The organism is Micromonospora chalcea (assembly GCF_002926165.1).
Lineage (GTDB): Bacteria > Actinomycetota > Actinomycetes > Mycobacteriales > Micromonosporaceae > Micromonospora > Micromonospora chalcea.
The window spans coordinates 19189-37941 of record NZ_MAGP01000107.1; the positions used below are offsets into that span (position 1 = coordinate 19189).

Here is an 18753-nt window from a genome sequence, read left to right on the forward strand (position 1 = left end):
CTGTCAGCCCTCCTGCTGCGTTTCTGCCGGCTGGTTACCGACCGGAGCCGAGGCGGCTGCGGCGACAGCGCTGCTGTCGACCGGCTCACCGGCCGGCGTCTCCGCCTGCTGCGCGATGGTGGTCGCGGCAGCCCGGCCGGCCTCGGTGCCACCGGCGGTCGTACCGGACGAGCCCGAGCGGCCACGGCGCGGCCGGTCCGGCCGGTCGCCACGGTCGCGGCGCGGGCCGCGCGACGGGGCGTCCATGGCGGGGGCCTCGCGGCCCGGGACGGCGTCGCCCTTGTAGATCCAGACCTTCACGCCGATCCGGCCGAAGGTGGTACGGGCCTCGAAGAAGCCGTACTCGATGTTGGCCCGCAGCGTGTGCAGCGGAACCCGGCCCTCGCGGTAGAACTCGGTCCGGCTCATCTCGGCGCCGCCGAGACGGCCCGAGACCTGAACCCGGATGCCCTTGCAGGCGGGGTTCTTCATCGCGGACTGCATCGCCTTGCGCATGGCCCGACGGAAGCTGACCCGGCTGGACAGCTGCTCGGCAACGCCCTGGGCGACCAGCTGCGCGTCCGACTCGGGGTTCTTGACCTCGATGATGTTCAGCTGGACCTGCTTGCCGGTGAGCTTCTCCAGCTCGCCGCGGATCCGGTCGGCCTCCGCACCCTTACGGCCGATGACGATGCCCGGCCGGGCGGTGTGGATGTCGACGCGGACCCGGTCCCGGGTGCGCTCGATGTCGACCTTGGAGATGCCCGCGCGCTCGAGGCCCTTGGACATCATGCGGCGGATCTTGACGTCCTCGCCGATGTAGTCCTTGTAGAGCTTGTCCGCGAACCAGCGGGACTTCCAGTCGGTCGAGATGCCGAGCCGGAACCCGGTCGGGTGAACCTTCTGACCCATTACTCGGCACCCTCCGTCGTGCTCTGCTCCTCGGCGGCCGGCTTGGCCGGAGCGGCCTTCTTCGCCGACTTCTTCGGCGCGGCCGGCGCGACCGCCTCGACCGCCACGGTGATGTGGCAGGTGCGCTTGCGGATCCGGTACGCCCGGCCCTGCGCACGCGGCCGGAACCGCTTCATGGTCGGGCCCTCGTCGACGAACGCCTCACTGACGAGCAGCGCGTCGGGGTCCAGCCGCTCGTTGTTCTCCGCGTTGGCGATCGCGCTCGCGAGCACCTTGTACACCTGCTCGCTCGCAGCCTGCGGCGCGAACTGCAGCACCGTGAGCGCCTCCTTCGCGGGCAGGCCGCGGACGAGGTTGACCACCCGGCGCGCCTTCATCGGCGAGATGCGCACGTGCCGCGCAACCGCCCGCGCGCCCGGAAGCACCGGAGCGTCGCCCTTTCCTGGCATCGCTGTAACCCCTTGTTCCTCTATCCGTATGCCCGCGGCGTCAGCGCCGGCGGCTCTTCCGGTCGTCCTTCTCGTGACCCTTGAACGTGCGGGTCAGCGCGAACTCGCCGAGCTTGTGCCCGACCATGGCCTCGGTCACGAAGACCGGGACGTGCTTGCGTCCGTCGTGCACGGCGATCGTGTGACCCAGCATCTCCGGGATGATCGTCGAGCGGCGCGACCAGGTCTTGATCACGTTCTTCGAGCCCTTGTCGTTCTGCGTCTCCACCTTCTTGAGCAGGTGGTCGTCGACGAACGGGCCCTTCTTCAGGCTGCGAGGCATGTCTTATCTCCCTCAGCCGCGCTTACGCGTGGCGTAGCGGCGGCGGACGATCAGCCGGTCGCTCGGCTGGCCCTTACGACGGGTGCGGCCCTCGGGCTTACCCTGCGGGTTGACCGGGTGGCGACCACCGGAGGTCTTACCCTCACCACCACCGTGCGGGTGGTCGACCGGGTTCATCGCGACACCACGGACGGTCGGGCGCTTGCCCTTCCACCGCATACGGCCGGCCTTGCCCCAGTTGATGTTCGACTGGTCGGCGTTGCCGATCTCGCCGATGCTGGCGCGGCAGCGCACGTCCACACGCCGGATCTCACCGGACGGCATACGCAGGGTCGCGTACGCGCCCTCACGGCCGAGCAGCTGGATGCCGACGCCGGCCGAGCGGGCCAGCTTGGCGCCGCCACCCGGACGCAGCTCCACGTTGTGGATGGTGGTACCGACCGGGATGTTGCGCAGCGGCAGGTTGTTGCCCGGCTTGATGTCGGCGCCCGGACCGGACTCGACGCGGTCGCCCTGCTTCAGGTCCTTCGGCGCGATGATGTAGCGCTTCTCGCCGTCGGCGTAGTGCAGCAGCGCGATGCGCGCGGTGCGGTTCGGGTCGTACTCGATGTGGGCGACCTTCGCCGGCACGCCGTCCTTGTCGACCCGCTTGAAGTCGATCAGACGGTACTGGCGCTTGTGACCGCCGCCGTGGTGCCGCGTGGTGATCCGGCCGTGGGCGTTGCGTCCGCCCTTCTTCGGCAGCGGAGCCAGCAGCGACTTCTCGGGCGTCGACCGGGTGATCTCGGCGAAGTCGGCAACGCTCGAGCCACGCCGGCCCGGCGTCGTCGGCTTGTACTTACGGATAGCCATTGTCTACACCCCTCAGCTGACCGGGCCGCCGAAGGCCTCGATACGGTCACCGTCAGCCAGCTTCACCATCGCGCGCTTGGTGTCCTTGCGCTTGCCGAACCCGGTACGGGTCCGCTTGCGCTTGCCCTCGCGGTTGAGCGTGTTGACCGTCAGGACGCGGACGTTGAAGATCTGCTGGATAGCGATCTTGATCTCGGTCTTGTTGGCGTCCGGGTGCACCAGGAAGGTGTACCAGTTGCGGTTCAGCTCGCTGTAGCTCTTCTCCGAGACGACCGGCGCGACGATGACGTCACGCGGATCGGCGATCGTGCTCACTTGCCATCCTCCTCGGTGGTCTCGGCGGGAACGCCCAGGAACTCGTCCAGGGCCTCCTTGGTGAAGACCACGTCGTCGGCCACCAGCACGTCGTAGGTGTTGAGCTGGCCGGCCTCGATCAGGTGCACCCGGCTGTCCCGCGCGTTGCGCAGGTTCCGCAGCGACACCCAGTTCAGCTCGTCGGTGCTGCTCAGCACGACCAGGACCCGACGGGCCTGGGTCAGCTTGGTCAGCGTGGCCAGGGCCGCCTTGGTGGACGGCTTCTCGCCCGAGACGAACGCCTCGACGACGTGCACCTGGCCGGCGCGGGCCCGGTCGGAGAGGGCGCCACGCAGGGCGGCGGCCTTCATCTTCTTCGGGGTGCGCTGGCTGTAGTCGCGCGGCACCGGGCCGTGGACCACGCCACCGCCGGCGAACTGCGGCGCGCGGGTCGAGCCCTGGCGGGCACGACCGGTGCCCTTCTGCTTGTACGGCTTCTTGCCTCCACCGGAGACCTCGCCGCGGGTCTTCGTCTTGTGCGTGCCCTGGCGGGCCGCCGCGAGCTGGGCCACCACGACCTGGTGCATCAGGGCGATGTTGGCCTGCGCGTCGAAGATGTCGGCCGGCAGCTCCACGGAGCCGCTCTTGGCGCCTTCGACGTTGATCACGTCAACGGTGGTCACTTGGCCGCACCGCCCTTCTTCACCTTCGCCTTGGCCGCGGTGCGGACCAGGACCAGCGCGCCCTTCGGGCCAGGGATGGCGCCGCGGACGAGCAGGAGGTTGTTCTCGGTGTCGACCGCCTGGACGGTCAGGTTCTGGACGGTGTAGCGCACGCCACCCATCCGGCCCGCCATCCGGGTGCCCTTGAAGACGCGACCCGGGGTCGCGCAGGCGCCGATCGAGCCGGGCGAGCGGTGCTTGCGCTCGACACCGTGGCTGGCGCGCAGACCGTGGAAGCCGTGCCGCTTCATCGGGCCGGCGTAGCCCTTGCCCTTGGTCTTGCCGGTCACGTCGATCACGGCGCCGGCCGGGAACTCCTCGACCGTGACCTCCTGGCCGGGCGCGTAGTCCGCGGCGTCGGAGGTGCGCAGCTCGACGATGTGCCGGCGCGGCGCGACGTCCGCCTTGGCGTAGTGCCCGGCGATCGGCTTCTTGACCTTGCGCGGGTCGATGACCCCGTACGCCAGCTGGACCGCGGAGTAGCCGTCCTTGTCGGCGCTACGAACCTGGCTCACGACGCACGGGCCGGCCTGAACCACGGTCACGGGCACAACCTTGTTGTTGTCCCAGACCTGGGTCATGCCGAGCTTGGCGCCCAGGATCCCCTTGACTTGCCTGTCCATTTGTCCGGTCCCTACAGCTTGATCTCGATGTCGACGCCAGCCGGCAGGTCGAGGCGCATGAGCGAGTCGACCGTCTTCGGGGTCGGGTCGATGATGTCGATCAGACGCTTGTGCGTACGCATCTCGAAGTGCTCGCGCGAGTCCTTGTACTTGTGCGGCGAGCGGATGACGCAGAAACGGTTGATCTCCGTGGGCAGCGGCACCGGGCCAGCGACCTGCGCCCCGGTACGCGTCACCGTCTCGACGATCTTCCGAGCCGAGGAGTCGACGACCTCGTGGTCATAGGCCTTGAGCCGGATGCGGATCTTCTGTCCCGCCATGGTGGCTTCTGTTCCTTCTCTCGATGCCGCTGTGTTGCGGGCGCCTGTACCGGCTGGCACAGGCCCACTTCCGCCGACCCCCGCGGTCGGGCGTGTCGCGCCCGTGGGCCAGGCTCCGCCCCGGGACTCCGGAGCGATTCTCTGACCACGCGGTGGGTCATGGCGCCGATCGCGGGGGCCGCGACCTGGACGCCGCGCGAGGGTGGTTGACCGCCGATGGCGATCAACCACCCTACGCGAGACAGTCTGACTCCCGGAGGTCCAGCGTCAACCGGACGCAGGCGACCGACTGTCGTTACGCAACCTGACTAGTATGCCGCACGACCGGCGGCGACGCTAATCGGGGTTACCCAGCTCACTTGATGATCTTGGTGACGCGACCCGCGCCGACCGTACGACCACCCTCGCGGATCGCGAACTTCAGGTTCTCCTCCATGGCGATGGGCTGGATCAGCTTCACCGTCATCGAGGTGTTGTCGCCCGGCATGACCATCTCGGTGCCCTCGGGCAGCGTGACGACGCCGGTGACGTCCGTGGTCCGGAAGTAGAACTGCGGGCGGTAGTTCTGGAAGAACGGGGTGTGCCGGCCGCCCTCCTCCTTGGAGAGGATGTAGACCGTCGCCTCGAACTCCGTGTGCGGGGTCGTGGTGCCCGGCTTGATGACGACCATGCCGCGCTCGACGTCCTCGCGCTTGATGCCGCGCAGCAGCAGACCGACGTTCTCACCCGCGCGGGCCTCGTCGAGCAGCTTGCGGAACATCTCGATGCCGGTGCAGGTGGTCTTCATCGACTTCTCACGGATGCCGACGATCTCCACCTCCTCGTTCGGCTTGAGGATGCCGCGCTCGGCGCGACCGGTCACCACGGTGCCGCGACCGGTGATCGTGAAGACGTCCTCGATGGGCATGAGGAACGGCTTCTCGGTCTCGCGCTCCGGCTGCGGGATCGCGGTGTCCACGGCGTTCATCAGGTCCAGGAGCTTCCCGGTCCACTCCGGGTCACCCTCCAGGGCCTTCAGCGCCGAGACCCGGACGACCGGCAGGTCGTCACCCGGGTACTCCTGCGAGGAGAGCAGCTCACGGACCTCGAGCTCGACGAGCTCCAGGAGCTCCTCGTCGTCGACCATGTCGCTCTTGTTGAGCGCCACGACGATGTACGGCACACCGACCTGACGGGCCAGCAGCACGTGCTCGCGGGTCTGCGGCATCGGGCCGTCGGTCGCCGCCACCACCAGGATCGCGCCGTCCATCTGCGCGGCACCGGTGATCATGTTCTTGATGTAGTCGGCGTGACCGGGGCAGTCGACGTGCGCGTAGTGACGCGCCTCGGTCTGGTACTCGACGTGCGCGATGGAGATCGTGATGCCGCGGGCCTTCTCCTCCGGCGCCTTGTCGATCTCGTCGAACGGCGTGTACGGGTTCAGGTCCGGGTACTGGTCGTGCAGGACCTTGGTGATGGCCGCCGTCAGCGTCGTCTTACCGTGGTCGATGTGACCAATGGTGCCGATGTTGACGTGCGGCTTAGTCCGCTCGAACTTCGCCTTCGCCACTGGTGTCCTCCTGTGGACTTTCTTGGTTCGTTCGCCCCGGCGCGCCGTTCGGCGCTTAGGACTCTGTCGACAGCCTTTCCGGCCGGAAGGCCGGAGAGCTTTTGTGGGTTCTGCGGCGATGAAGCCTACAGGCCCGGTCTCACGCAATCCGATCGAGGTGGCCGCGGGCGGGAGAACCCTCCCGCGACCGCCCTCGTGTCATCGGATCAGCCGAGGGTGAGTGTCACTCACCCGTCGCCTTGGCGATGATCTCCTTGGCCACCGAGTTCGGAACCTCGGCGTAGGAGTCGAACTGCATGCTGTAGCTAGCCCGGCCCTGGGTCTTCGACCGCAGGTCGCCGACGTAGCCGAACATCTCCGACAGCGGCACCAGGGCCCGGACGACGCGAGCGCCGCTGCGCTCCTCCATCGCCTGGATGATGCCACGCCGGGAGTTGAGGTCGCCGATGACGTCACCCATGTTCTCCTCAGGAGTGGTGACTTCAACGGCCATCATCGGCTCGAGGAGAGCGGGGTCGGCCTTGCGGGCCGCCTCCTTCATCGCCATCGAGCCGGCGATCTTGAACGCCATTTCCGACGAGTCGACCTCGTGGTACTGGCCGTCCACCAGGGTGAGCTTGACGCCCACCAGGGGGAAGCCGGCGAGGATGCCGTACTGCATGGCGTCCTGCGCGCCCGCGTCCACCGAGGGGATGAACTCCCGGGGGATGCGGCCACCGGTCACGGCGTTGGCGAACTCGTAGGTCGGGGCCTCGTTGCCGAGCGGCAGCGGCTCCACGCTGATGATCACGCGGGCGTACTGGCCGGAGCCACCGGTCTGCTTCTTGTGGGTGTACTCGACCTTCTCCACCGCGCGGCGGATGGTCTCGCGGTACGCCACCTGCGGCTTACCGATGTTCGCCTCGACGTTGAACTCGCGGCGCATCCGGTCGACCAGGATGTCCAGGTGCAGCTCGCCCATGCCGGAGATGACCGTCTGACCGGTCTGGTCGTCCAGCTTGACGCGGAAGGTCGGGTCCTCCTCGGCCAGCCGCTGGATGGCGGTGCTGAGCTTCTCCTGGTCGGCCTTGGTCTTCGGCTCGATGGCCACCTCGATGACCGGCTCCGGGAAGGTCATCGACTCCAGGATGACCGGGTTCGCCGGGTCGCACAGGGTGTCACCGGTGGTGGTCTGCTTCAGACCCTGCACCGCGATGATGTCGCCGGCCTGGGCGGAGCTGCGCTCCTCCCGCTTGTTGGCGTGCATCTGGTAGATCTTGCCGATCCGCTCCTTGCGGTCCTTGGTGGAGTTGATCACCTGAGAACCGGACTCGAGCGTGCCGGAGTAGATCCGGACGTACGTCAGCTTGCCGAGGTGCTTGTCGGTCTGGATCTTGAAGGCCAGGCCGGAGAACGGCTCGGAGACCGAGGGCTTCCGCTGCAGCGGGGTCTCGCCGTCGGTGGCCGTACCCTCGATCGCCGGGATGTCCAGCGGCGAGGGCAGGTACGCGACGACCGCGTCCAGCATCGGCTGGATGCCCTTGTTCTTGAAGGCGGTACCGGTGAGGACCGGGTTGGCCTTGCCGGCGATGGTGGCCCGGCGGATGGCGGCCTTGATCTCGTCGGCCGAGATCTCCTCGCCCTCGAGGTACTTCTCCATCACCGAGTCGTCGACGTCGGCGAGGGTCTCCATCAGCTTCTCGCGCCACTCCGCGGCGGAGTCGGCGAGGTCGGCCGGGATCTCCTCGACCGCGTAGTCCTCACCCTTCTGGGTCTCGCCGCGCCAGGTGAGCGCACGCATCTCGACCAGGTCGACCACACCGATGAAGTCGGACTCGGCGCCGATCGGGATCTGGAGCACCAGCGGGGTGGCGTTGAGCCGGTCGATCATCATCTGCACGCAGCGGAAGAAGTCGGCGCCGGTCCGGTCGAGCTTGTTGACGAAGCACATCCGGGGGACGTTGTACTTGTCCGCCTGCCGCCAGACGTTCTCCGTCTGGGGCTCCACGCCGGCCACGCCGTCGTAGACCGCGACCGCACCGTCCAGAACCCGCAGCGACCGCTCGACCTCGACCGTGAAGTCGACGTGGCCGGGCGTGTCGATGATCTGGATCGTGTGGCCCTTCCACTCGCACTTGGTGGCGGCGGAAGTGATGGTGATACCGCGCTCCTGCTCCTGCTCCATCCAGTCCATGACGGCGGCGCCCTCGTGGACCTCACCGATCTTGTACGTGATGCCGGTGTAGAACAGGATTCGCTCGGTGGTAGTGGTCTTACCGGCATCGATGTGGGCCATGATGCCGATGTTGCGTACGTTGGCGAGCGCGTCTGCGGCGGCCACTTCAATCCCTACTTATCGTCGTCTCGACACAACTGGTGGCGGTTCCGGCGCCTGCCGGCGCCGGAACCTCAGGTGTTACCAGCGGTAGTGCGCGAAGGCCTTGTTGGACTCGGCCATCTTGTGCGTGTCCTCACGCCGCTTGACGGCGGCGCCGAGGCCGTTGCTCGCGTCCAGCAGCTCGTTCATCAGCCGCTCGACCATGGTCTTCTCGCGCCGGGCCCGGGAGTAGGTCACCAGCCAGCGCAGACCGAGCGTGGTCGCGCGGGACGGCCGGACCTCGACCGGAACCTGGTAGGTGGCGCCACCGACACGGCGGCTGCGCACCTCGAGGGTCGGCTTGACGTTGTCCATCGCGCGCTTGAGCGTGACGACGGGGTCGGTGCCGGACTTCTCGCGGCAGCCCTCCAGGGCGGCGTACACGATGCGCTCGGCGAGCTGACGCTTGCCGCGCAGCAGGATCTTGTTCACCAGCTGGGTGACCAGGGGCGAGTTGTACACCGGGTCAGCGACCAGCGGCTTCCGCGGAGCGGGTCCCTTACGCGGCATGTCAGCTCTTCTCCTTCTTCGCGCCGTAGCGGCTGCGAGCCTGCTTGCGGTTGCGGACACCCTGGGTGTCCAGCGAGCCGCGCACGATCTTGTACCGCACGCCGGGGAGGTCCTTCACACGACCGCCGCGCACGAGCACGATCGAGTGCTCCTGAAGGTTGTGGCCGACGCCCGGGATGTAGGCGGTCACCTCGATCTGGCTGCTGAGCTTGACACGGGCGACCTTGCGCAGCGCCGAGTTCGGCTTCTTCGGGGTGGTGGTGTACACGCGGGTGCACACGCCGCGCCGCTGGGGAGACCCCTTGAGCGCCGGGGTCTTGGTCTTGGTCGTCTTGGCCTGACGGCCCTTTCGGACCAACTGCTGAATGGTGGGCACCGGGTTTCTCCGCTCCCTTCGGCCGCTGCGAGGCGACCGCGCCGTCTGCTCCAGCCGTCCGGATGGGCGGCTCTCCTACATTCCAACCGGGGCCGCCTGACGGCGTCCCAGCACCCGCGGTCGGGCGTGTCGCCCAAGTCACGGTCCCGGTGCCGGCCGCTGGCGCGTCGTACCGGGTTGTTTGGTCTTGATGGTGCGACCGCGCGATTCACCGGCTGACCGGTTCCAGCGCACGCACGCATTGCCCGGGCGAGCCCGGGCACAAGGGGAAAGAGTACCTACCACAGCCGCGCCGGTCAAAACGGATGGGTCGGGAGGACCGCTGCCGCGGTCCGCCGGGCCGGTCTCCGGATCGCCGACGCGCCCATGATGGGCACCTACAGTGACAAGTGTACCGGCTCGTCCGCCGCGCGGCCCGGCGGCCCCGACACAGCCCACCCCCCGGGCACCCGGACATACCGGTCGCGGCAGGTCACCGGCCGCACCGGCCCCACCGGGGACCTCAGGTGATCTGCACCACGAGGGCCAGCCCGAGCCCGACCAGGCTGAACAGCAGCCCCACCCCGCCGCAGGAGAGCCCGGCCACGGCCAGGCCGGCGCCGGTGAACCGCACCGCCGGCGGCGGCGCCGGCCGCCGGATCTGCCGCCGGGCCAGCAGCCCGGCGACCACCGCGCCGACCCCGATCAGCGCGCCGAGCACGGTGAACGCGCCCGCCGCCCAGGCGCCACCGTAGTCCGGCCCGGCGATACCGAAGCAGAAGACCAGAAGAGAAACCAGAATCGCGGCGATCCCCGCGATCAACGAGCCGATGGCGAGCCCCGAGGTGACCGGCGGCACGTCCAGGTGGACCACCCCGAACGGCGTACCCGGCACCGCGTCGACCCGCTTCGGCGGCCGCGGCGCCTCGGCCGGCGGCGGCGGGAACGCCGGCCCCCAGCCCCCGTGGCCGGGCGCGCTTCCCGGCGCCGGCCACCCGCCGCCGTGACCCGGCGCGTTCCCCGGGTACGCCCCGTGCGGGTGATGCGCCGGCGCGGACGCGGAACCCGGCGGATACGGCCCCGGGCGGTTCGGGTCGCCTCCCGGCGCGGCCGGTTCCGTCACGGTTCCTCCTGTCCACACCCGCCCGCCACCCGGCGGACACCGGCCAGGCTACCGTCGCCGGTCACGGCCGGGTGGGCGGGCGCGGCTCCGCTCCCCCGCCCGGTCAGTCGAAGTTCGGTGCGAAGTCGTGGCCGAACGAGCCGTCGGCGTACCGGACCACGCCGATCACCACCGCCGCCACCACCGCCGCCGCGGTCAGCACCAGGCCGGTCCGCGCCATCTGCTCGCCGCGTCGCAGCCAGTCGCCGCCGGTGAGATAACCACCAGATGTGTACGCCTCGCGGCGCGCCTGCCGGGCCAGCGTGAGCGCGATCGTGGCCGGCACCGCGCCGCCGATGAACAGACCGGTGAGCGCGCCGATCAGGCCGAGCGCGAAGACCGCCCGCGCCTTGGTGGAGCGGACCGGCTCCGGGTCGTGCGGATGGCGGTGCGCCTGCGGCACGACGGGCGCCGGCCCGGGCACTGTCGTCATGCCCTCCATCATGCCCCGGAACCGGTTCCCGGTCCCGGCAAGCCGGCCCGGACGCGACGAGGCCCCCGGCTGCTGCCGGGGGCCTCGTCGTTTCCTACTGCTTAGCGGTACGACCCGAAGTCGAAGTCGTCCAGCGGAACCGCCTGGCCGCTGGCCGGCCCGAAGCCGTAGTCGGTCTCCGGGTAGCCGGTCATCGAGTAGACCTTGGCCTTCGCCTCCTCGGTCGGCTCGACCCGGACGTTGCGGTACTTGCTGATGCCCGTACCGGCCGGGATGAGCTTACCGATGATCACGTTCTCCTTGAGGCCGATCAGCGAGTCGCTGCGGGCGTGGATCGCCGCGTCCGTCAGCACCCGGGTGGTCTCCTGGAAGGAGGCCGCCGACAGCCAGGAGTCGGTGGCCAGCGAGGCCTTGGTGATACCCATCAGCACCGGGCGACCGGCGGCGGGCTCGCCACCCTCGCCGACGAGCCGGCGGTTCTCCGACTCGAACAGCGCCCGGTCGACCAGCACACCCGGCAGGAACTCGGTCGAGCCGGAGTCGATCACCGTCACCCGCTTGAGCATCTGGCGGATGATGATCTCGATGTGCTTGTCGTGGATGAGCACACCCTGCGAGCGGTAGACCTCCTGGACCTCCTGGGTCAGGTGGACCTGGACCGCGCGCGGGCCGAGGATGCGCAGCAGCTCGTGCGGGTCGATGGTGCCCTCGGTGAGCTTCTCGCCGACCTCGACGTGGTCGCCGTCGTGCGCCCGGAGCCGGACCCGCTTCGAGATCTTGTCGTAGACGATCTCGTCGCTGCCGTCGTCCGGGATGACCACGATCTTGCGGGACCGCTCGCCGTCCTCGATCCGGATGCGACCGGGGGTGTCGGCGATGGGCGCCTTACCCTTCGGCACCCGGGCCTCGAAGATCTCCTGGACACGGGGCAGACCCTGGGTGATGTCCTCACCCGCGACACCACCGGTGTGGAAGGTACGCATCGTCAGCTGCGTACCCGGCTCACCGATCGACTGGGCGGCGATGATGCCGACCGCCTCGCCGACGTCCACGGTCTTGCCGGTCGGCAGCGAGCGGCCGTAGCACGCACCGCAGACGCCCAGCTTCGACTCGCAGGTGAGCACGCTGCGCACCCGCACCGTCTCGGTACCGGCGGCGACGATCGCGTCCACCAGGATCGAGTTGATGTCCTGGCCGCGGTGGGCCACCACGGTGCCGTCCGGCCCCTTGATGTCGTCGGCCAGCGTCCGGGCGTGCACGCTGGTCTCGGCGTGCTCGTGCACGACCAGCTTGCCGTCGATGCGCTCGCCGACCTGCATCGGGATGGCGCGGTCGGTGCCGCAGTCCTCCTCGCGGATGATGACGTCCTGCGAGACGTCCACCAGACGCCGGGTCAGGTAACCCGAGTCGGCGGTACGCAGGGCGGTGTCCGCGAGACCCTTACGGGCACCGTGCGTGGAGATGAAGTACTCCAGCACGGACAGACCCTCCCGGTAGCTGGCCTTGATCGGCCGCGGGATGATCTCACCCTTCGGGTTGGCCACCAGACCACGGATCGCCGCGATCTGCCGGAGCTGGAGCAGGTTACCGCGGGCACCCGAGTTGATCATCTTCCACAGCGGGTTCTCCTGCGGCAGCGCGGTGTCCATCTCCTTGGCGACCTCGTTGGTCGCCTTGGTCCAGATCTCGATGAGCTCGCCGCGACGCTCCTCGGCGGTCATCAGACCACGCTGGTACTGCTTGTCGATCCGGTCGGCTTCCTTCTCGTACCGCTCCAGGATCTCCCGCTTGCGCGGCGGAGCGATGACGTCCTCCATGCCGATGGTGACGCCGGACCAGGTGGCCCAGTGGAAACCGGCCTCCTTGAGCCCGTCCAGGGTGGCCGCCAGGGCCACCTTCGGGAAGCGCTCGGCGAGGTCGTTGACGATCGCGGAGAGCTGGCCCTTGCGGATCTCGTAGTTCACGAAGCGGTAGCCCGGGGGCAGCGTCTCGTTGAACAGGACCCGGCCCAGCGTGGTCTCCACGGTCACCGGCTCGCCCTCGGTCCAGCCCTCGGGGGCGGTCCACGGCTCGGCGCCGGCGCCGTTGTCCACACCGACGACGTCGCGCAGCCGGATCCGGACCGGCGCCTGCAGGTGCAGCTCGCCGTTGTCGTACGCCATCCGCGCCTCGGCGTCCGAGCTGAACGCCCGGCCCTCGCCCTTGCCACCCGGAGTGAGGTGGGTGAGGTGGTAGAGACCGATGACCATGTCCTGGGTGGGCATGGTGACCGGCTTGCCGTCGGCCGGCTTGAGGATGTTGTTCGACGACAGCATCAGGATCCGCGCCTCGGCCTGGGCCTCGGCGGAGAGCGGCACGTGGACCGCCATCTGGTCACCGTCGAAGTCGGCGTTGAACGCGGTGCAGACCAGCGGGTGGATCTGGATGGCCTTGCCCTCGACCAGCTGCGGCTCGAAGGCCTGGATGCCCAGACGGTGCAGGGTCGGCGCGCGGTTCAGCAGCACCGGGTGCTCGCCGATGACCTCTTCCAGCACGTCCCACACGACCGGCCGCTGCCGCTCGACCATCCGCTTGGCGGACTTGATGTTCTGCGCGTGGTTGAGGTCGACCAGCCGCTTCATCACGAACGGCTTGAACAGCTCCAGCGCCATCTGCTTGGGCAGGCCGCACTGGTGCAGCTTGAGCTTCGGGCCGACCACGATGACCGAACGGCCGGAGTAGTCGACGCGCTTGCCGAGCAGGTTCTGGCGGAACCGGCCCTGCTTGCCCTTGAGCATGTCGGACAGCGACTTCAGGGGCCGGTTACCGGGGCCGGTGACCGGACGACCACGACGGCCGTTGTCGAACAGCGCGTCGACGGCCTCCTGGAGCATCCGCTTCTCGTTGTTGACGATGATCTCGGGCGCGCCGAGGTCGATCAGCCGCTTGAGGCGGTTGTTCCGGTTGATCACACGCCGGTACAGGTCGTTCAGGTCGGAGGTCGCGAAGCGGCCACCGTCGAGCTGCACCATCGGGCGCAGGTCCGGCGGGATGACCGGGACGCAGTCCAGCACCATGCCGAGCGGCGAGTTCCGGGTGTTCTGGAACGCCGCGACGACCTTGAGCCGCTTGAGCGCCCGGATCTTCCGCTGGCCCTTGCCGGAGCGGATGGTCTCGCGCAGGTTCTCCGCCTCGGCCTCCAGGTCCATGTTCTGGACCAGGGCCTTGATCGCCTCGGCGCCCATGCTGCCGGTGAAGTACTCACCGAAGCGGTCGCGCAGCTCGCGGTAGAGCAGCTCGTCGGTGACCAGCTGCTTCGGCTCCAGCTTGCGGAAGGTGTCGAGGACCTCGTCGAGGCGGTCGATCTCGCGCTGGGCCCGGTCGCGGATCTGGCGCATCTCGCGCTCTCCGCCCTCCTTGACCTTGCGCCGGACGTCCGCCTTCGCGCCCTCGGCCTCCAGCTCGGCCAGGTCGGCCTCCAGCTTGGCGGCCCGCTTCTCGATCTCCGAGTCGCGGCTGTTCTCCGCCTGCCGCTTCTCGGCCAGGATCTCGTTCTCGATGGTCGAGAGGTCGCGGTGACGCGCCTCGGCGTCCACGCTCGTCACGACGTACGAGGCGAAGTAGATGATCTTTTCGAGGTCCTTCGGGGCGAGGTCCAGCAGGTAGCCCAGCCGGCTCGGCACGCCCTTGAAGTACCAGATGTGGGTCACCGGAGCGGCCAGCTCGATGTGACCCATCCGCTCCCGGCGAACCTTGGAGCGGGTCACCTCGACGCCGCAGCGCTCGCAGATGATGCCCTTGAAGCGGACCCGCTTGTACTTACCGCAGTAGCACTCCCAGTCCCGCTGAGGACCGAAGATCTTCTCGCAGAAGAGCCCGTCCTTCTCCGGCTTGAGGGTGCGGTAGTTGATGGTCTCGGGCTTCTTGACCTCGCCGTGGGACCACTGACGGATGTCGTCAGCGGTGGCGAGGCCGATGCGCAGCTCGTCGAAGAAGTTGACGTCGAGCACTATGTCCCCTATGTCGTCGTCTTTACAGCTAGATCATGGGCGGGGTCGGGGGCCGGCCGGCCCGCGTCGGGATCAAGCCTGACCGCCCAGAGCGGGCCGGTCGGCCCCCCGACCTCACCACTTACACCTCTTCGACCGAGCTCGGCTCGCGCCGGGACAGGTCGATGCCCAGCTCCTCCGCCGCCCGGAACACCTCGTCGTCGGTCTCGCGCATCTCCAGGGCCACACCGTCGCTGGAGAGCACCTCGACGTTGAGGCACAGCGACTGCAGCTCCTTGAGCAGCACCTTGAACGACTCCGGGATGCCCGGCTCGGGGATGTTCTCGCCCTTGACGATCGCCTCGTAGACCTTGACCCGGCCCAGGACGTCGTCGGACTTGATGGTCAGCAGCTCCTGCAGGGCGTAGGCGGCGCCGTACGCCTGCATGGCCCAGCACTCCATCTCACCGAAGCGCTGGCCACCGAACTGCGCCTTACCACCCAGCGGCTGCTGCGTGATCATCGAGTACGGACCGGTCGACCGGGCGTGGATCTTGTCGTCGACCAGGTGGTTGAGCTTCAGGATGTAGACGTAGCCGACCGCGATCGGGTCGGGCAGCGGCTCGCCGGAACGACCGTCGAACAGCTGCGCCTTGCCGCTGCCCCCGATGAGCTGGTTGCCGTCCCGGTTGGGCAGGGTCGACGCCAGCAGACCGGAGATCTCCTCCTCGCGGGCACCGTCGAAGACCGGCGTGGCCACGTTGGTGTCCGGCTCGGACTCGTGCGCGTTGATCGAGCGGAGCTGGCGCTTCCACTCCTCGTCGTCGCCGTCCACGCTCCAGCCGGTCTTGGCCACCCACCCGAGGTGGGTCTCCAGGACCTGGCCGATGTTCATCCGGGACGGCACACCGAGCGGGTTCAGCACGATGTCGACCGGGGTCCCGTCCTCCAGGAACGGCATGTCCTCGATCGGCAGGATCTTGGAGATGACGCCCTTGTTGCCGTGGCGGCCCGCGAGCTTGTCACCGTCCTGGATCTTGCGCTTCTGGGCCACGTAGACCCGGACCAGCTCGTTCACGCCCGGGGGCAGCTCGTCGCCGTCCTCGCGGGAGAAGGTACGCACACCGATGACCGTGCCGGTCTCGCCGTGCGGCACCTTCAGCGAGGTGTCCCGGACCTCGCGCGCCTTCTCGCCGAAGATCGCGCGGAGCAGCCGCTCCTCGGGGGTCAGCTCGGTCTCACCCTTCGGGGTGACCTTGCCGACCAGGATGTCGCCGGGGACGACCTCGGCGCCGATCCGGATGATGCCGCGCTCGTCGAGGTCGGCGAGCATCTCCTCGCTGACGTTCGGGATGTCGCGGGTGATCTCCTCCGGGCCGAGCTTGGTGTCCCGGGCGTCGACCTCGTGCTCCTCGATGTGGATCGAGGTGAGCACGTCCTGCTGCACGAGGCGCTGCGACAGGATGATCGCGTCCTCGTAGTTGTGGCCCTCCCAGCACATGAACGCCACCAGCAGGTTGCGTCCGAGCGCCATCTCGCCCTCGTCGGTGCACGGACCGTCGGCGATGACCTGACCGGCCTCGACGCGGTCGCCCTCGAAGACGACCGGCTTCTGGTTGACGCAGGAGCCGGCGTTGGAGCGGCGGAACTTGTGCAGCAGGTACGTCCGGCGGTGGCCGTCGTCCTGGTGGACCGTGATGTAGTCCGCGCAGAGGTCCTCGACCACACCGCCGACCTCGGCGACGACCACGTCACCGGCGTCGACCGCGGCGCGGTACTCCATGCCCGTACCGACGAGCGGGGCCTCGGCCTTGACCAGCGGCACCGCCTGACGCTGCATGTTCGCGCCCATGAGCGCGCGGTTGGCGTCGTCGTGCTCCAGGAACGGGATCATCGCGGTGGCGACCGAGGTCATCTGCCGCGGCGACACGTCCATGTAGTCCACGGCGCCCGGCGCGACGTCCTCGGTCTCGCCGCCCTTACGGCGGACCAGGACGCGGTCCTCGGCGAAGGTGCCGTCCGACTTCAGCGGGGCGTTGGCCTGCGCCTTGACGAACCGGTCCTCCTCGTCCGCGGTCAGGTAGTCGATCTGGTCGGTGACCCGGCCGTCGATGACCTTCCGGTACGGCGTCTCGATGAAGCCGAACGGGTTGACCCGGGCGAACGTGGAGAGCGCGCCGATCAGGCCGATGTTCGGGCCTTCCGGCGTCTCGATCGGGCACATCCGGCCGTAGTGGGACGGGTGCACGTCCCGGACCTCGAAGCCGGCCCGCTCACGGGACAGACCACCAGGGCCGAGCGCGCTCAGCCGGCGCCGGTGGGTCAGGCCCGCCAGCGGGTTGGTCTGGTCCATGAACTGGGACAGCTGCGACGTGCCGAAGAACTCCTTGATCGCCGCCACCACCGGGCGGATGTTGATCAGGGTCTGCGGCGTGATCGCCTCGACGTCCTGGGTGGTCATCCGCTCGCGGACGACCCGCTCCATCCGGGAGAGACCCACCCGGACCTGGTTCTGGATCAGCTCGCCCACGGTACGCAGGCGACGGTTGCCGAAGTGGTCGATGTCGTCGGCCTCGTAGCCCTCCTCACCGGCGTGCAGCCGGCAGAGGTATTCCACGGTGGCGACGATGTCGTCCTCGGTGAGCGTGCCGGTGGTGATCGGCACGTCCAGCTCGAGCTTCTTGTTGAACTTGTAGCGCCCGACCTTGGCGACGTCGTACCGCTTCGGGTTGAAGAAGAGGTTGTCGAGCAGGGTCTGGGCGTTCTCACGGGTCGGCGGCTCGCCGGGGCGGAGCTTCCGGTAGATGTCGAGCAGGGCCTCGTCCTGGCCGGCGATGTGGTCCTTCTCGAGCGTGGTCATCATGAGCTCGGACCAGCCGAACTTCTCACGGATGCGCTCGGCGGACCACCCGATGGCCTTGAGCAGGACGGTGACGGCCTGGCGGCGCTTGCGGTCGATGCGAACGCCGACCGTGTCGCGCTTGTCGATGTCGAACTCCAGCCAGGCACCCCGGCTCGGGATGACCTTGACGCTGGAGAGGTCGCGGTCGGAGGTCTTGTCCGGCTGCTTGTCGAAGTACACGCCCGGCGAGCGGACGAGCTGGCTGACCACGACGCGCTCGGTGCCGTTGATGATGAAGGTGCCCTTCGGCGTCATCATCGGGAAGTCACCCATGAACACGGTCTGGCTCTTGATCTCGCCAGTGGTGTTGTTGGTGAACTCCGCGGTCACGAACAGCGGCGCGCAGTAGGTGAGGTCCTTCTCCTTGCACTCCTCGATCGAGGCCTTGACCTCGTCGAAGCGCGGAGCCGAGAAGGAGAGCGACATGGTGCCGGAGAAGTCCTCAATGGGACTGATCTCGTCGAGGATCTCCGCGAGACCCGAGCGTGCGTGCGGGTCGTCCGCCGACCGGCCCTGCCAAGCCTCGTTGCCGACGAGCCAGTCGAAGGACTCGTTCTGGATGGCGAGGAGGTTGGGGACCTCGAGGTGTTCGGTGATCCGACCGAAAGAAACTCGGCGGGGCGCGAATGCGCTCGACGTACGACTGGTCTTCGCAGGGCGGGAAGCTGCCAAGATGCGTCCTTCCGAGGACCGGTGCTGCAGAACGGCTGGTACGCGTGCACTCCAATGACCCCACCAGAATTATCCGTAAACGGACATTTCCGAGCAGGGGTCAAGTCGGAAGGCAGCGCAAACTAGCAGTGTAGCCGAGAGGCTAACCGCTGTCCAGCCCACCCCGCAGGTCGTCGCGGAACAAGCCCTGGGACCTCGGAAAACCGGGTCGTCCGGGCCGCTCGGAACGCGACGCTCCTGCCGGTCCGCTCGGGTGCCGCGGCGGCGGTGCTGCCGTTGCCATTACCCGAGTGGCGGCCGTTGCAAGCGCGGAAAGTCTTGCTGATGTCAGCGTGCCTGGCAGGCCGGTGCCGCGTCAAGGGCCGGTTACCGG

General features: G+C 68.6%; 16 protein-coding genes. All 16 read right to left on the minus strand.

Annotated features, from left to right (window positions below):
- Positions 1 to 3: 3 nt before the first annotated feature.
- Positions 4 to 891, minus strand: a complete 888-nt coding sequence (gene rpsC / locus BAW75_RS13070; RefSeq protein WP_104113749.1) for a 30S ribosomal protein S3 — start codon at positions 889 to 891, stop codon at positions 4 to 6.
- Positions 891 to 1340 (minus strand): 50S ribosomal protein L22, encoded by a 450-nt coding sequence (gene rplV, locus BAW75_RS13075; RefSeq protein ID WP_018784552.1) that lies wholly within the window; start codon positions 1338 to 1340, stop codon positions 891 to 893. Before rplV ends, rpsC begins: the two co-directional genes overlap by 1 nt.
- A 40-nt stretch (positions 1341 to 1380) precedes the next feature.
- On the minus strand, positions 1381 to 1662 hold the full coding sequence (rpsS, locus tag BAW75_RS13080; protein ID WP_007073032.1) for a 30S ribosomal protein S19: 282 nt from the start codon (positions 1660 to 1662) through the stop codon (positions 1381 to 1383).
- Positions 1663 to 1674: 12 nt separating this feature from the next.
- Positions 1675 to 2514, minus strand: coding sequence for a 50S ribosomal protein L2 (gene rplB, locus BAW75_RS13085; protein ID WP_013288631.1), 840 nt, complete (start codon positions 2512 to 2514; stop codon positions 1675 to 1677).
- 12 nt (positions 2515 to 2526) lie between these two features.
- Positions 2527 to 2829, minus strand: a complete 303-nt coding sequence (gene rplW, locus BAW75_RS13090; protein ID WP_013288632.1) for a 50S ribosomal protein L23 — start codon at positions 2827 to 2829, stop codon at positions 2527 to 2529.
- Complete coding sequence (gene rplD, locus BAW75_RS13095; RefSeq protein ID WP_013288633.1) at positions 2826 to 3491, minus strand: 50S ribosomal protein L4; 666 nt, start codon at positions 3489 to 3491, stop codon at positions 2826 to 2828. Before rplD ends, rplW begins: the two co-directional genes overlap by 4 nt.
- Positions 3488 to 4153: a 50S ribosomal protein L3 gene (gene rplC / locus BAW75_RS13100; protein ID WP_030501609.1), complete on the minus strand. Its 666-nt coding sequence runs from the start codon at positions 4151 to 4153 to the stop codon at positions 3488 to 3490. The genes rplD and rplC overlap by 4 nt, the downstream gene beginning before the upstream one ends.
- Positions 4154 to 4164: 11 nt before the next feature.
- The gene (gene rpsJ, locus BAW75_RS13105) at positions 4165 to 4473 is read right to left on the minus strand and encodes a 30S ribosomal protein S10 (RefSeq protein ID WP_007073037.1); all 309 of its coding nucleotides are present in this window, start codon (positions 4471 to 4473) and stop codon (positions 4165 to 4167) included.
- A gap of 355 nt (positions 4474 to 4828) precedes the next feature.
- On the minus strand, positions 4829 to 6022 hold the full coding sequence (tuf, locus tag BAW75_RS13110) for an elongation factor Tu (protein WP_013288635.1): 1194 nt from the start codon (positions 6020 to 6022) through the stop codon (positions 4829 to 4831).
- A gap of 223 nt (positions 6023 to 6245) precedes the next feature.
- On the minus strand, positions 6246 to 8342 hold the full coding sequence (gene fusA / locus BAW75_RS13115) for an elongation factor G (protein WP_030501610.1): 2097 nt from the start codon (positions 8340 to 8342) through the stop codon (positions 6246 to 6248).
- Between the two features lie 75 nt (positions 8343 to 8417).
- On the minus strand, positions 8418 to 8888 hold the full coding sequence (gene rpsG, locus BAW75_RS13120; protein WP_013288637.1) for a 30S ribosomal protein S7: 471 nt from the start codon (positions 8886 to 8888) through the stop codon (positions 8418 to 8420).
- 1 nt (position 8889) lies between these two features.
- Positions 8890 to 9264, minus strand: coding sequence for a 30S ribosomal protein S12 (gene rpsL / locus BAW75_RS13125; RefSeq protein WP_007465318.1), 375 nt, complete (start codon positions 9262 to 9264; stop codon positions 8890 to 8892).
- 502 nt (positions 9265 to 9766) lie between these two features.
- A complete protein-coding gene (locus BAW75_RS32595) occupies positions 9767 to 10138 on the minus strand; it encodes a hypothetical protein (RefSeq protein ID WP_176722859.1) in 372 nt (123 codons plus the stop codon).
- 331 nt (positions 10139 to 10469) lie between these two features.
- Positions 10470 to 10838 carry a hypothetical protein gene (locus tag BAW75_RS13135; RefSeq protein WP_030501612.1) on the minus strand — a complete coding sequence of 123 codons (369 nt, stop codon included), beginning with the start codon at positions 10836 to 10838 and terminating at the stop codon, positions 10470 to 10472.
- A 101-nt stretch (positions 10839 to 10939) separates the two neighbouring features.
- Positions 10940 to 14827 (minus strand): DNA-directed RNA polymerase subunit beta', encoded by a 3888-nt coding sequence (locus BAW75_RS13140; RefSeq protein ID WP_043328234.1) that lies wholly within the window; start codon positions 14825 to 14827, stop codon positions 10940 to 10942.
- A 121-nt stretch (positions 14828 to 14948) separates the two neighbouring features.
- Positions 14949 to 18380: a DNA-directed RNA polymerase subunit beta gene (rpoB, locus tag BAW75_RS13145; RefSeq protein WP_030501613.1), complete on the minus strand. Its 3432-nt coding sequence runs from the start codon at positions 18378 to 18380 to the stop codon at positions 14949 to 14951.
- Positions 18381 to 18753 lie beyond the last annotated feature (373 nt).

Coding starts and splice junctions, on each gene's coding strand:
- rpsC (WP_104113749.1), bottom strand. CDS start 891: ATGGGTCAGAAGGTTCACCCGACCGGGTTCCGGCTCGGCATCTCGACC.
- rplV (WP_018784552.1), bottom strand. CDS start 1,340: ATGCCAGGAAAGGGCGACGCTCCGGTGCTTCCGGGCGCGCGGGCGGTT.
- rpsS (WP_007073032.1), bottom strand. CDS start 1,662: ATGCCTCGCAGCCTGAAGAAGGGCCCGTTCGTCGACGACCACCTGCTC.
- rplB (WP_013288631.1), bottom strand. CDS start 2,514: ATGGCTATCCGTAAGTACAAGCCGACGACGCCGGGCCGGCGTGGCTCG.
- rplC (WP_030501609.1), bottom strand. CDS start 4,153: ATGGACAGGCAAGTCAAGGGGATCCTGGGCGCCAAGCTCGGCATGACC.
- rpsJ (WP_007073037.1), bottom strand. CDS start 4,473: ATGGCGGGACAGAAGATCCGCATCCGGCTCAAGGCCTATGACCACGAG.
- rpsG (WP_013288637.1), bottom strand. CDS start 8,888: ATGCCGCGTAAGGGACCCGCTCCGCGGAAGCCGCTGGTCGCTGACCCG.
- BAW75_RS13135 (WP_030501612.1), bottom strand. CDS start 10,838: ATGACGACAGTGCCCGGGCCGGCGCCCGTCGTGCCGCAGGCGCACCGC.